Genomic DNA, 14,664 nt, shown 5'->3' with positions numbered 1-14,664 from the left:
TTCATTCCGTTTAGGCTGGTTTTAACTGCGCTTTATAAGCTTGTGCAAGCTGATGTGTTGGGGCATCAGATTGAATCTTCCCTTTATCAAGCACCACAATGCGGTCTGAAAAATTAAGTAGAGCAGAGTGGTTGGTTGCGAATAGTGTAGTGAGCTTAAGTTTTTTTCGCTCAACGAGTATCCTTTTGAGTAGCTTTTCACCGAGTGGACCAAGAAAAGCGTCGGGTTGGTCGAGGATCAGTACTTTCGGTTGGCTAAAGAGCGCCCGAGCGAGCAGCAGCCGATGAAATTCAGAGCTTGATGGAGTGACATCTTGTCCTAGTCGAGTTTCATACCCTTTTGGCCATTTTAGAATGGTTTCATGGAGCCCAACAGCAAGGCAGGCCTGGTGGACTTTTGTTGCATCAGTTAGCGCAGAAAATCGAGAGATGTTCTCTAAAATTGTGCCATCCATGAACTCTGAATCGGTGGAATAATAGCTTAATACCCCAGACAGTTTCTCTGAATACCACTGCTCATAGGTTGCCCCATCGAGACGAATATGCCCAAAGGCGGGCTGCCTTAGCCCCGCGAATGCTTTAAGCAGTGTGCTTTTGCCACATCCAGATTCGCCGACAAATGCCACTGTGCAACCTGCTGGGACATCCAGCGATATCTGTTTGAGAAAAGAGGTTGTTGAACCCGGGTGGAGAATAGTGACGCCTTGTGCTTGTATGTGGCCCTTGGCCTCCGGTAGCGAAACATCAATCGGGTGATCTTGAGCCGCTTTTGTCGCCGCCTTGAGTTTATACCAGTGATCACTGGCAGATAACCATGCATGTAAATGGGAGACCATGGCCTCATAGGGTGAGAATACTCGCCCAGCGAGCATGCTTGCGGCAATCATTGTACCCGCGGTCACTTCTCGGTCGATGACGAGTATAGCGCCAGTTGAAACGATCGCAATTTGCGCTAGATAACGGAAGAAACGCGAAAAGCCCGCAATGTTTTTACTGTAGCTCTGAGTTTTGATGCTTTTGGTGAAGCTTATTGAATCTTGGTTTGAAAAGTGTCCTGCAGCAGCTCGGGTCATACTAAGGGCTCGGATACTCTCATTTGTGCTTTTAGTTAGTTCCTTAGACGCCCCTTTATCGCTGTTTTTTTTATAGCGATAATTGAGTAACGAAAGCAATACAAGGCCAGTGATAGTAATGGCAGAGATTACGCCGTAAAGCGGGTGTAATGCAACAAGTAGTAAAAACAGTAATGACGTCCAAGGCAAGTCAAACAAGGGCGATAGTGACAGCGATAGGGTATTACGGATGGACTTCATCAACTGCAAGATACTCTGGCTCTGTGTTTTGCCACTTTTGCTTGCATAGATGGAAGTGACGTGGACAGCACTCGATACGTCATGATTCCAGTTTTCACTTAAAGCGAGAAACATGCGATTTCGAACCCAATCGAGTAGGGCGTAAAGTGTGACAAATAATAAGGCGATGGCAGAGAGCAGCCACAAGGTATCGATGCTTTGTGAAGTGAGAACGCGGTCAAAGACTTGGAGCGAATAGAAGGGCAATGCCAAGGCAAGCACGTTGATGAAGAATGAAAAAAAGACGATCCAACAAATACCAAACCTGAGTTTTTTCGAGGCTTTAGTGAAGACAGAGCTGAGTGATGGTTGAGGTGTATTCATATAGGCTAACGGCTCCTTGTTTAACCCCTAATTTTGCTCTCGCTAAGAATCGATCGCGTTACAGAAAGTAGTAAAAGCACAGAAGCATAGGCTTCTGTGCTTATCATTTAGTCAATGAAGCGTTTGTTCAAAGGACTAAGCGTCCATTGACATATCTTCAAGAGACACACCATCGAACGCAGTGATATCGTCGAGATCCATATCTGTAACGATAGTGACGCTGTTTTCTTCACCACCAAAGGTGATGGCTTTAAGGTCAAGGTTAAGTTCAGAAAAGATATCAAGGTTGAGCAGCTCGATATAATCTTGCTCTTCTTGACCGTCAATATCTTCAACGCTAAACGACAACGCACCGTCTTCCATGAACTTGTGAACGCCAATCAGTGATAGGCTTTCTAGCCCAACTGCGATGAAGGTGTCGTCTGTGTCTGGTGTGGTCTCATCACCGTCATCTTGTGATTGGCCTTGAATCGACGTTAAACTGACTCGAGCAGAAACCTCTTCTTGACCGTAAGCAACGATAGCCTCGATGCCTCGAGCTTGTGTCACATAGTCAAAGAAACCATCGTCGTCACCCGCAGCCGCTAGGTAAAGAATATCAAAACCATTGTCACCGCCGATCATGGCATCGTCCGTGCGTCCTACGATGATGTCATTACCAGAAGAGCCGAATAAGCGGTCGGCGCCAATACCACCAACGATAATATCGTCGCCCGCACCACCGCCAATCACGTCGTCTCCGTTCATACCGAAGATAATATCGGTGTTCTCGCCACCGCTGATTGTGTCGTCACCGAACTTAGCATTGACGAGGTTTACATCACTACCTGTTAGGTTTAAAACGTCGTCGCCATTGGTTAATTCGACTAGATTAGGATCATCTAGTGTTGCAGTTAGCTCATCATAAATTTTAGTAAACATAACGTCCTCTTTATATTTATCTATCTAGAAAATAAACAACCTTTACATGTCCTTGCCTAGAATCAGATGTTGTCAGAGGCCTAGCCAGTGAAGTCTACCTTTACCTATCCTCGAACAAGGTACACGATGATCTTAGCCAAACTGATTTCATGTCTTGAATGAAAATGGCATGAAAACAAAACTGCTTAATTTTCAGTGTCTTAATTTGCATCTATTTATTAGCACCATTTTGGTTCTCATACTTACCTTAGGAGTGCACAAAATCATGATAAAAGCATGGTTTGTTATCAAATGCCCCTTAATGCAAAAGGGGTATTCAAGGCCAAGATTAATGGTTTTTAGGTGTGATTTACGCTCTTCTTAGCACTTTTGATAATCTTGAAATCAATGCAGGTCGGCTCGATGCAAGCACTTTCCAGCTGTAGATTGGCTGCGCGGCTTTTTTGGGGAGTGTCGCGATACTTAGCCACCAAACAGCAAGAATTAACTTGTTGGCCACGGAGATGTTCTCTTGCCATAGATTTCGCAGAGCTTGACGGGCAATGGTTGTTCGAGACGGCGTTGTTTTGTGGTCAGGCAAATCGGTATGGGGCTCTTGAGGAAAGAGAGAGGTCGATTCAGAGAAGAGTTTGATGCACATAAATTCACTTAGAAGGCCGACATCGTTAAAGTAGAAATGCTTATCGATGACTCGTTGCTGTTGTGCAGCGGCTTTGATGATGGCTTTGTGGCGCATTTGGTTGTGTTCAATGCGCCACTGCGCTCTTTTTACTAACTGATTGGTAAAACTAGAGTGGTTTGCACCATGTTGACGATAACCCGAAAGCTCAATTTCACTGCTGGTTACGGGGCCGTAGAGTGGCGCAAGAGAGACGAGATATCCATCACCGCCTTGTCTAAAATCTTCACTTGGCATGGGCAGAACTTGAGTTAGGTATTGGCGAGAATAAATGAGGCCTGATGTAACGGTTGTTTGATAATAACCACTATGCAGCAGTTTATTTTCGGCTCTTTGCTGGGTATCAAATTCGACTTCGAGTTTGGGGAACACATCAAAACGATGTCCTTGTTCATCAACCAGTGCCATGCGGTACTGGCATAAACTCGTATCCATCTGAAACGCGTCGATAGCGGTTGAGAGTGCATTCGGTAATAGGAAATCATCCGCATCGAGAAACATAACTAAATCGCCGCTCGAAGCCGCAAAGCCGCGATTAAATGCAGCGCCATGCCCTTGATTTACCTCTTGAAAGCAACTTGTAAGCTGATCAGCATAGCTGGAGATTATCTCTCGAGAGCTATCCGATGAACAATCGTCCACTACGATGAGTTCAACATGTGGGTAGTCTTGGGCTAATACGCTATCGATGCTGTTACGAATAAATTTTTCGTAGTTGTAACTGGTAATAATGATGCTGATTTTGCGATCATTCGCTGGCGAGTTATGCGTGGCCATAGAGTTCAATATCCTTATTTTTCAACATACGAGAAATAACCCCTAGGTGTAGAGCGCCTCTAATAGCCCACCGGCGCCACTTTACGGCATCGAAGGCCATCACTAAGGCTGAGAAGTAGCAAAATAGTGCTTTCCCGGCCGCCATTGTGACGTGACGTAGTCTGGCTAATATCGAGAGGTTTTCTTCGAGTAAAACGCGCGCGTGAGTTTGCCCAAAACGATAACGTCGCTGCAGCAACCAACGCATTGAAGAGCGACTTTCTGGCACCGGCTCTTGTACTAATGCACCTTCGACATAAGTCATAGAGAGGCCTTGTGCCTGCAGCTGTTCAAACATTAAGGTGTCTTCGCCTCCGGTGCGGCCAAACCGCTCATCGAAGCGCATGGCTCTTACTTTAGGGTCGGAGTAACGGATAAGCACATTACAGGTATAGCCAGAACATATTTCGCCATTGCGAAACGTTGGGGTAGTGTCGTGAAAAGCGCCTTTAGGCATCCAGTTCTGGCGGTGATGTGGGTGATAAAGAGCTTCAACAGGCCCAAGAAAGATACCATGTTGACTGTTTGCAGTAGCGGTTTGCATTGCGACAAGCCAGTGCTTATCAATCAGTTCGTCATCGTCGATAAAACCAACCCAGTCACCATCACAATGCTCCAGACAGGCATTTCGGGCGATCGAAATATTCTGCTTAGGGGCATGAACATAGTGAGAAGAGAGTTGGCTGTGGGTATTAAATTCATGAACAATGCTTTGTGCCGATGGCTCTATATCGTTATCCGCAACGATAATAGAGAGGCTCACACCTTCGGGAATGACCATGGCATCAATTGAATTCAAGGTCTCTTTGAGCGATGCCCGACGAAACGTACAGACGCATAAGTTAACTTTCATGAGTGGCCACCTGTTTAGTTGACGGCTTGTGATTGACAAAAAGCTGCTTTAAACATTGTTGGCAAAAGCCAAGTGACCAAGCAAAATGCATCACGATAGCGGGCACACCAATCAAGTAACGAGCACTCCCAGAGAGTGTTTTAGGCTTGCTTATCAGGGCGCCTGCAAAGAGTACAAGAAGCAACCAAGCCAAGGCAGGTATGGCAGCTATAGGTGTCAAAAAGCTAAAAATGGAGAGCGCAACGGCAGGAAAAACAAACACAGGGATAAGTTGGCGCAGTTTCGGCTTCATCTTGTGCTTAAAAAGCGTTTTACATCGCCCAGAACCATAACCTTTGTACTGTTTGAATAAGCCAGCAAAAGAGTCCCTTGGGTAGTAAGTCAGGCCGGTGCTAGCCGTTAACCAAATTTTGCCACCCTGCTGAGTAATTCGGGCATCAAGTTCCGCGTCTTCATTATGTGAAAAGCTTTCGTCGTACCCCTGAACTTGCAGGAAGGCTTGTGTATGCATTAAGGCGTGATGACCATGCTCAACCCACTGGCCTTCTGAGAGAGAGTTACGATGACCAGAGCCACCATTACCTAAAGCGGAGTTTTGTGTCGCGGCAATCAGTTTCTGTTTTGCGGTTTTTCCTTGCGTGTCCATAGACACTACCACTGAGGCGGCTTGTGTGGCTTTTTGTTCTTTAATTAAGCTCGATATATAGCCCGCAGGGTAGTCTGCATGTACGTCGATACGAATGAAGACCTCAAAGTCTTTGCCGTAGGTTGTTACTGCGAGATTTATGCCGCTACTCTGAATTTTTCTTGGGTTATCGAGTACGACTAAGTTTTTGTGCTTATTCTGCAGTTGGTTGAGAATGTCGAGAGTGCCATCACAACTCCCTCCATCAGCCACAACCACTAAGCTGTCGGGGTGCCGGGCTTCGCAGAAACAAAATGTCACGATGCGTTCAATATGATTGACCTCGTTTAAGCAGGGAATGACGATAAGGACTTTGTCTTGCGTCTCTAGCGGTAAAGGTTGAGGTTGCACAGTGCGGTCGGTAGTGTTCATTTACAGTTCCCAATGTTGTTCGATGTCTGGCCATAACTCACGTAATACCGAGCGGATATTTGACTGTTTCTGTGCATCTAACTTATCGCGCCACGAATGGAGTCGACTTGCAGTATCGATATGCTTGCGGTCCTTCGCAGTGACCACCGAGGCTGCAGTGATGTTATCTGGTAGCGTTAGCTCATGACCTATTTGTTGCGTCATGGCTTGAAACTCGCGTTCTGGATGGGTCACTAAGTCTTCATAGCGAAATACCTGCGTATGACTTTGTTCCTCAGTGTATTTCTCACCTAGTGCCCAGGTTGCCGCAATCTTGCATTCTGGTGGCTGGTTGTTGAAGCGCAAGAGGGTGTCAAGAATCGCTTGTTTATCATCCGATAATGGCATGTCACGCTCTTTTACATACAGTTGGGCAAAGTCGGCTTCGTGAATACTCCATTCCCAATCGGTACGCAGCATGCTGTATGTGACTGCCATGGGGTGACGGGAAACATGCAGCACTTTCGACAGGTTGTAGCGCTCTTTAAGGTCGCCTGAAATGTATTGACCGCGAACTAATTTAACCACGACGTTGTGGCGAAAGGCCTCTTGCAGGTTGCCGCGAGACAGATAGTTAAATTGTTGGTATTTGGGAGAGATGCCCGCGAAAGCAAGATCAAGAAATCGTAAATCGTCTTTGGACAACACATCGAAAGACAATGGCACGTAAGGGGCTACTTCTTTTACTCTGCCATTATACAGTGGCAGCAGAGTGTTCGGCTCTAATGGCTCGAACAGTGTTTTGGCGCCGATACCAGCGGCCAATACATTTTGCACCCATGTCGTCCCACTGCGCCAGTATCCAGTAATCAACACCGGTTGTACTTTTTGTGTCTTAGCCACAATCTGGTCAATCACGTAACTTGTTTTGCAAAATAGGTTTCTACTAGTCAGTTCAATCATCCATGTTCCCTAACGGTCTGTTTTTGCAATTTGTTCAATACCTTGGTTGTGAGTAGGCGGCGGATAGCGCCAGTTTCATTTGGCAGAACCAGAATAAAAGCGATAGCTAAGCTCAATAGGTAAGCGGTTGATAGCACTACTATGTCAACAAGCGGATTAAACTTTGGAACTAGAGTGTCCACCAAATAGGTTGTGCCGATGGCTGAAAATAGTACGGTTATCAATGGTAAAGTGTGTGAAATGTAGGCCTTAACACTGAACTTGAGTACTAAGAAAATAGTGGAGAGATAAACCAGTAAAAGGGCACTATTGGCGAGAGCAAACCCTTGCGCTACCGCCTCTATCGAGGCTGAAAACGACCACATTAGATAACAACAGCTCATCACTAATACACAGCGCACAGTACTGAGTATGGTGACTAAGTTAATTCTTCCTGTTCCTTGCAGAAAGCCAACTATTTCGCCGGCTGATGAGATCACCGCAAAGCCAATACACAGCCAAAAGAAGGCATCAGAATGGATGGCATATTGCTCTCCAAGTACAAGACGTACAACAGGGTAAGCCACTAATGCTCCGAGGGTATAAAGCGTTGTCAGGGCCAAAAAACGGCACTTGATTGACCAGAAAAGCTGTTGCTGCTGGAGTTGTTTGAGCTGCTCATCTGCCCGCTTTGCTGAGAGTTCAGAAAAGAAAGAGAGTTGAAACGCGCGCCCTAGGATCTCCATTGGCATGCAAGCTGCTCGTGACATAGCGCTGTATATCCCAGCGCCGGCACTGCCCACGGTTTTTGAGGCAATCAGCAAAGGCGACTCAGATCCCAGCCAAATGATCGTGTTATAGAGAGTTGATTTGTAGTAGTAAGGAAGGATCTGCTTTAACGTTTGAGAATGAAACTGCTCATCCTTTTCAACCGTAACACGGCGATAAAAGAGCCCACACAGAGCACACGTAGTGAAAATATGCTGTATCAGCAAGCTCCATCCACCTAAGCCATTAAAGGCAAGTGCAATCGCAATCAGTGTCGCGACGGTTGACACACTGGCTTGGCATTTAGCAATGTAGGCAAAGGCTTGTTGTTCGATAAGTTTGGCCTGAAAGACCGACTGTAACATCACCACGGGTAGGAATAGGCTCATAACCTCAAGGTAAACTTTGGCACTAGGAACATTAATCCATACAGAAATCGGCTGTGAAAGTGCAAACACCGAGGCTGAGAGCAGAGCGCTTACCCCAATGGTAAACCATAATAGGGATTTGAATACATGCTTTGTTCGTTTGCAGTAATACACCATGGTGTCGATGGTGCCGCCATTACCAAATACCGTTGCCACGAACATGGTCAAGGCCATTGTTATAGCGACATCCCCTAACTGCTCAGGGTCAAGTAGGCGCACGATAATTGGGATAGTGAGAAACCTTACGCCGCGCGAGAATACCTGAGATAACGTATGCCAAAGGGCATTAGAAGCGATGGATGATTTACTCAGCATTGCGCTTGCTCACTTAGACTCAGAGAATCGGGCTGCTGGCAAAACATCTGCAATGAACTGACCAACCACTCAGCTTGAGTGGTATCAAATAACCAGCGTGAAGTCGGAACCTGCTTTGAGGCAGCAACTAAGCTTTGATATTGCGTTTCGTCAATACCTTGCAACATGGTTACTAGATGGTTCGCGATCTCTTGATTTGTTTTTCCCTCTAGCGCGAAGCCTATTTGTAGGTTATTGAGCGTTTGCGCTGTGTAATTGCCAGCTCGATAAAGAGGAGGCAGTGCAAATAGCCCCCCTTCATAGATACGGTTAGGCAGCAGCCATTCCGAATTGCCGCCTTGCTCAAAGAAGTCGAGTGTCCAGTTAAAATGCGCACTGTTGTAGATGTCAGCCAGATCATCAGGAAAAACATAAGGCCCCTGGAATTCGATGTAGGGCTCATTAGCAATCGTTGAGATAAAGTCATCGAACTCGGTGTAAGCGGGCTTACCATGTATCACCACTTGGACTTTCCCAGCCATTTTCCGCGAGACCTGAATCAAGATATCGAGTGAACGATGACAACGAATGGCGCCGTTCCATGTAATGATAATGGGGCCATCATTCAGTGATTTTGGTGTCGGTGCAGCGAGTGGTTTAGAGGAAAAGACCTTATTTTCCAGTACTAAAGTGGGCAGTTCCGCCAGAGAAAGGGGGTTGAAATAATGCTCGACAAAGCCTTGTGAACTCGTGATCAGCAAGCCAGCGTGCTGAGATAAGCGCTTTTCGAGCTGCCTAAAAACATGCCCTATCACTCCAGAATGAATCAGAAAACGGTGTATATCTAAGCATTCATAAACGAGGGGTAAGTGGAGAATTTTTTTCGCTGACACCGCCAGTGCTAGCATATCGAGGTTTCTAGCGACAATCAGGTCAAAGCGATCATGAGTAATATGGTGCTCTCTAAAGCGCCTTTGAAGCGTTAGCTTCTCTTTTACTACGCTTTTAATGCGGTGTATGAACGAGGCGTCATGCGTTTGGCCTAAACTGATGACATTTTCATTTATGTCAAATGCGGCTGTCCCTCGATAAAAGCCAACTACTGTGACTTGCGCACCGCCAACTTCAAGCATAGCGACTCGGCGTTTCACTGCGGCATCATTGAGATCGTGAACAATATAAAGAATATTCATGGGTAAACTCGACATCAAATTATCGTAGACAGAATCGACTGCCACTTTGGAAAAAGGTGTTTTTGTTCAACAAAGACCAGAACAAACACAACTGAAAATGTTCAATACTGAGTTCGTTAAAACCGGTGGTTTCAAAAAAGCTCTTACTGAAAAAGAAAATAAAAAGTGCCACTAGGAAGATATCCTCCCTCGACATACCCGAAATAGAGGAGCGATAGATAGAGAGTGCTGCGGTGGCTATGACCGTGACAATCGCAAGTAGACCGAGTAAGCCGAGCTCTGCGTAGTAATGGAAATAGAGGTTATGGAAGCCAAAATAACTGCCTACATCCTTGTGCATCGCTTGCCATATCTCTAGCGCGCCGCTGTTAAACTCGCTCCAATAGGCTTGCAGCCCAACACCCAACCAAGGGTTTTGTTTAATTGAGTGCAAGCCGATTTCCCAGATAATTGTACGCCCAGTGATTGTTGGGTCTTTGCCCAGAGAGAGCATCAGCGTTTCATAGCTGGCATAATCAAATGTGATGATGATGGTAGTGATAATCGCGAGAAGATACCCCACTGCCATCAAGTTAACTAATCTGCGAAAGGCTGCATCGTGGGTCTGAGTGGAGTAAAGGTATAGTGAGGTAGCAATCCCAATCACGGTGAGGATCATCAGATTCGTCCCCAATGATTTGGCCAGCCAAACCACCATGAGCGATACTATAACGCAGATTAAACCAACGGCTCGTTGCCCTTTGAGTGGGCGCTGCAATAAGAGGCAACCAAGGCCAATTAGCGTGCCGAACGCACCAAAACTCGACATGTTATTTTTACTACCAAAGTGGCCGACTCGAATCACTTCGCCGGTGTAAAAAATTGAGGTGGTATGGCTTGAGCTGAGTGCGTAACCTGTGGCGAGAATTAAGCAGCTTGCTAGCACCAAGAGTAGTATCTCTTTGCGCACGGAGTAGATCAGAGATAGGCAAATCATGCTGGAGAGCAAGATTTGCACCCCACGCTTAAAAGACAGTGCAGGGTTGTCTGACCATAGTGTTGAGGCGATCCCCACCATGCCAAATAGTAAAATTGGCCAGCCTTTGATCAGCGCCGCAAGCGAATACTCGATTCGATAGACAAGGTGAAAAAGCCCAGCCAATAGAAAAATGAGCGCACCCAATGAACTCACTAGCGACGAGCTAATGAGGCTAGCAATAATCAGAGCACTGATGAGATACTCATATTGGACATGGATGACTTGGCTGCGGGGAGCGGCTTGCGTGATTGTGTCCACATTCAGCCCTTAAGAGTATTCACCAGCGGTGTCTTTTGCCCAATCTTGTAGAGAGGTGGACAAGTCATACTGATATTGATAACCACTACTGGTTAGACAGTTTGGTTCAATATTAGTGCTTTTGATTAGCTTAGTAATTCGCTCTGGGTTGATGCCCAGCCCAAATCCCTTAAACACGGAAATTACTTTGGCAGCAGACATGATTAACACTTGAGGAATAAGGAGTTTTTTTACCTTAGGGAAGGAAACTTGAGCGAAGGTATCGATGATCTGTTCAATGGTGTATTTTTGATTAAATGCGCCATTAAATACCACGATATGCGTATTCTGTGCGTGAATGTAGTCAATGGCGTTAAGCAGCTCTTTGACATAGATACAAGCCTTAATCGTATCGGTACGACCCGGAAACGGAAAATACCCTTTGCGCAGTACTTTCGCTAAACGGGTAAAGTTTCCCCCTTCGCCTTCACCAAACACTACCGCTGGACGGACGATAGTTAAGCGGCGTGTTTGCGCGTCATTCGCCCAAGACATGTGGATCTTTTCAGCTTGCGCTTTTGAATAACCATAAGCGGAGTTAGGCGTGAGCTGTGAAGTCTCATCGAGGCTGGCTTCATTTGGCCCGTAAACTGAGATCGAACTGGTGAAGATAATCTCTTGTGTATGATGTTTTTTGGCCAGCTCAGTGACTTCGATAGCCCCAAAAATATTAGTATCAAAATACTCAATATCTTCATGCCCTGGCGTGGTGTGTACCGCCGCAAAATTATAGATGCGGTCAATTTTTTCAGGGATCTCTAATGATGTAAGATCTCGAACGTCATGTTGTAGGTAAGTCACCCCATCGTGCTGCTCGCGTGGTGGCAGTCTATCGAGGGCGTATATGTTGTGATTATTGCCAATTAACGAGCGAATGAGGTGAGTACCAATAAACCCACTGGCGCCCGTGATTAGAATGTTCAACGAATCCATGTTGTGTTTCCTAAATATTTTAAAATCAGTCAAATAGTGCCTATCACGCTCACGGCTTACTCGGCAGGGGTTGCCTTATAGGAGTAGCTTTTGTAGTAAGACTGGGCGTTAGATAGACGCTCTTCATTGCAGTAGTTCAACACCACACCATCGATTTTGACTTGATGGTTGATAAGTTCAGCTATCGCATTTTTGGCTTGATGCGTCTTTGTTGTATTCGCTTTCAAAACCAGCAGCATTGCTTCCGATAAATGCCCAATAAGTAGCGCATCGCTTACAACCATCACTGGCGGGCAGTCAATAATCACGCGGTCGTATTGCTGTTTTAGATGTTCAATTAGACGTTTGAACTTTTCGCTGCTGAGCATCTCTTGCGGGTTAGGTGGAATAAAGCCCGATGGAAGAACGGTAATGCCAGAGTCTTCATCATAATGCAGGCAGTCTTGTAAAGGTGTATCCATCAATAGATAGTTACTTAACCCGTTATCACTTAAAGAGAGATTAAACAGTGAGCCGAGTGTCGGTTTACGCAAGTCGGCATCGACAATAATCACCTTTTCTACCTTGGTGAGTGACAATGCCAAGTTCGCCGCTATAGTACTCTTACCCTCATTGGGGTTTGGTGATGTCAGTGCAAAACAGGTTCGGTTTTTGTTACTCACAGAGAGCAGCAGACGCGTTCTAAGGCTACGAATGGCTTCTGAGAATGATGGGTTGTCACTGTTATTAAACTGCGTCACCGAAGGTTTGGCGGCAAACCAACGCCTTTTGATTCTTGGAATTGAAGCGATAGGAGAAAACCCAAGCTTACGCTCGACATCAGAGGCCTGCTCAAGCTCGTTACGTAAGAACTCTCGGATGATCACTAGAGTGCAGAGCAGTGCAAATGATACGACTGCCACAGCGAGCACGATTTTTAATCGGTTAGGCTTACTTGGCTTGACGGGATAGAGTGCAGGGTCTGTGATGCGTGCGATCGCAGGTTGATAGTCGCTAGTCGCCGAAGTTTCTTTTTTACGGTTCTCAAAGAGATCCAAAATACGACGGTTGTTTTCGACGTCACGTTGATACTTAGAGTACTCCGTTTGTTTGATAGAGACCGCGTTGAACTGAGATTTCATATCTTCTAGTTCAGCTTTTAAAGCCTCTTCTTGTCGTTTGGCTGCGCGATACTCTTTTTCAATGCCACTGGCGAGCTGTCTTAGCAGTTGGTGAGCTTGTCCTTGAATGGATGTAAGCTCCGCATTGACCTGAACCATTTTGTCATGTTTAGGTCCATAGCGCTTGCTTAGCTCAGAGCGCTTCTGTTGCAACTCAATCTCAGCGACACGTACGTCGCGAATCTGCGGGTGCTTAGAAATGTCTGGTATCGCATAGAGGGTTGAGATATCGGCATTGCGGTTATCTTGCAGCACACGGTACAGAGACTCAGCTGCCAAGCGGCGATCGCGCGCGACAGAGATCTGGCTAGTCACATCGGTGAGCACGCGGCTTTGTAGAGCATCGACCCCTTCAACATCGACAAGCCCTTCACCCTCAAGGAACTCGGCGAGGCGACGTTCAGAAAGGCTGAGGTGGGCTGAAAGCTCTTTGAGTTTACTATCGATCCAGACTTCTGCCTGTTGGCTAACGATGATCCGCGCCTCAATGTTGTTTTCGATATAGGCTTGCGCAACCGCGTTGGCCAGTGTTGCTGCAGTGCTTGGGTTGTAGGATTCAAATGTGATGTTGACCAGCTGGGTTTGGCGCACCGGGCTGACCGATAGCTTACTTTTGAAGGTGTTTAACACTCTGCGTCGCTGCTCTTCATTCTGAGCTAGCCCGGGATAAACATCTGAGGTTTCCGGTGAGCCTAACAAGCGGTTTCTTAGCACGTAGAGATAACCAAAAATCGTGTTTTTGATACTAAATGTCTGAAGTTCGCCGTTAAACTCCGGGTTAAAATCGAGTTGAAACTGGTTGATAACGCGCTCGGCAACTTGGTTCGAACGCATGATTTCATACTGAGTTTGATAGTATTCCTGCTTACTGGCATCGACACCGACGATCTCTTCAATTGAAATGGCTGACTTTGGTTTAGACTCGATAAGCAGCGTGGTGGTCGCCGAGTAGATTGGCGACATTTGGCGCGTGACAAGATAAGTCGCGCTGCTGAGAGCCGCAACAATGAGCAAGATCAGTAGCATTCTGCGCTTCAGTGCAGTGAAGTAACGGCTGACATCTATCACGGTCGGCTCAATAGTGAAGGTGTTTTGTTTCGATTCCATTCTTATTTCGCTTTGGTTTAGAAGAAGCTTTCTTCAATCGTAATAATGTCGCCAGGCTGAACTTGGTTAGACAGTCTGGCTTTAAGGGTGTCATTCCCGGTCGTGTTATTGGTGACAGAGATTTTGCTGCGCGCAGCACGGTCAGTGAAGCCTCCTGCAAGCGCGATGGCTTTATCAATCGTGAGGCCCGGTTGATATTCATAGCCACCGGGCTTTTTCACCTCGCCATTCACATAAATTTTGCGAAATGAGAGGATGGAGACCATTACTTTAGGGTCGACAAGATAGTCCCCTTTGAGCTCGCGAGTGATCTGTTCAGTAAGCTCTCTAGTTGTTTTGTTTATCGCGGTAATTCGGCCAATGTAGGGATATTCAAACTGACCGGTTGAGGTGATAAATAGCTCATCAAAAGAGAGGTCAGATTCACCATAAACCTTGATTTGGATGCGATCGCCTGCTCCAAGGCGATAATCTGCTTGATTGGCCACAGCCCAAGGTGAGAGCAGGAAAAGCATCAGTATTAGCATACGTTGCATAGCGAGAC

The 14,664-nt window shown here is 46.2% G+C and carries 12 protein-coding genes; all 12 read right to left on the bottom strand.

The annotated features are described in order from the left end of the window. Positions 1-10: 10 nt before the first annotated feature. Positions 11-1,675, bottom strand: a complete 1,665-nt coding sequence (locus QWZ05_RS06465) for an ATP-binding cassette domain-containing protein (protein ID WP_290297387.1) — start codon at positions 1,673-1,675, stop codon at positions 11-13. Between the two features lie 135 nt (positions 1,676-1,810). Next, positions 1,811-2,596 carry a calcium-binding protein gene (locus QWZ05_RS06460; RefSeq protein ID WP_264876104.1) on the bottom strand — a complete coding sequence of 262 codons (786 nt, stop codon included), beginning with the start codon at positions 2,594-2,596 and terminating at the stop codon, positions 1,811-1,813. A 349-nt stretch (positions 2,597-2,945) separates the two neighbouring features. Then, positions 2,946-4,052, bottom strand: a complete 1,107-nt coding sequence (locus tag QWZ05_RS06455; RefSeq protein WP_290297385.1) for a glycosyltransferase family 2 protein — start codon at positions 4,050-4,052, stop codon at positions 2,946-2,948. Then, positions 4,039-4,944: a glycosyltransferase family 2 protein gene (locus QWZ05_RS06450; protein ID WP_290297383.1), complete on the bottom strand. Its 906-nt coding sequence runs from the start codon at positions 4,942-4,944 to the stop codon at positions 4,039-4,041. Before QWZ05_RS06450 ends, QWZ05_RS06455 begins: the two co-directional genes overlap by 14 nt. After that, positions 4,934-6,001 (bottom strand): glycosyltransferase family 2 protein, encoded by a 1,068-nt coding sequence (locus tag QWZ05_RS06445; RefSeq protein ID WP_290297379.1) that lies wholly within the window; start codon positions 5,999-6,001, stop codon positions 4,934-4,936. The genes QWZ05_RS06450 and QWZ05_RS06445 overlap by 11 nt, the downstream gene beginning before the upstream one ends. After that, entirely contained in the window at positions 6,002-6,943 is a 942-nt protein-coding gene (locus QWZ05_RS06440) for a sulfotransferase (protein ID WP_290297377.1), read from the bottom strand. Then, positions 6,940-8,433, bottom strand: coding sequence for an oligosaccharide flippase family protein (locus QWZ05_RS06435; protein ID WP_290297376.1), 1,494 nt, complete (start codon positions 8,431-8,433; stop codon positions 6,940-6,942). Before QWZ05_RS06435 ends, QWZ05_RS06440 begins: the two co-directional genes overlap by 4 nt. Continuing rightward, positions 8,427-9,605, bottom strand: coding sequence for a glycosyltransferase family protein (locus QWZ05_RS06430; protein WP_290297374.1), 1,179 nt, complete (start codon positions 9,603-9,605; stop codon positions 8,427-8,429). Before QWZ05_RS06430 ends, QWZ05_RS06435 begins: the two co-directional genes overlap by 7 nt. 19 nt (positions 9,606-9,624) lie before the next feature. After that, the gene (locus QWZ05_RS06425; RefSeq protein ID WP_290297372.1) at positions 9,625-10,881 is read right to left on the bottom strand and encodes an O-antigen ligase family protein; all 1,257 of its coding nucleotides are present in this window, start codon (positions 10,879-10,881) and stop codon (positions 9,625-9,627) included. Positions 10,882-10,890: 9 nt separating this feature from the next. After that, on the bottom strand, positions 10,891-11,853 hold the full coding sequence (locus tag QWZ05_RS06420) for an NAD-dependent epimerase/dehydratase family protein (RefSeq protein WP_290297370.1): 963 nt from the start codon (positions 11,851-11,853) through the stop codon (positions 10,891-10,893). A gap of 56 nt (positions 11,854-11,909) precedes the next feature. Next, the gene (locus QWZ05_RS06415; RefSeq protein WP_290297368.1) at positions 11,910-14,120 is read right to left on the bottom strand and encodes a GumC family protein; all 2,211 of its coding nucleotides are present in this window, start codon (positions 14,118-14,120) and stop codon (positions 11,910-11,912) included. A 17-nt stretch (positions 14,121-14,137) separates the two neighbouring features. Continuing rightward, positions 14,138-14,656, bottom strand: a complete 519-nt coding sequence (locus QWZ05_RS06410) for a polysaccharide biosynthesis/export family protein (RefSeq protein WP_264876092.1) — start codon at positions 14,654-14,656, stop codon at positions 14,138-14,140. Positions 14,657-14,664 lie beyond the last annotated feature (8 nt).

It is taken from the genome of Vibrio agarivorans (genome assembly GCF_030409635.1).
Classification (GTDB): Bacteria; Pseudomonadota; Gammaproteobacteria; order Enterobacterales; family Vibrionaceae; genus Vibrio; species Vibrio agarivorans.
Note: the sequence above shows the minus strand (reverse complement) of the source record. Positions and strands in the feature narration are given on the sequence as shown.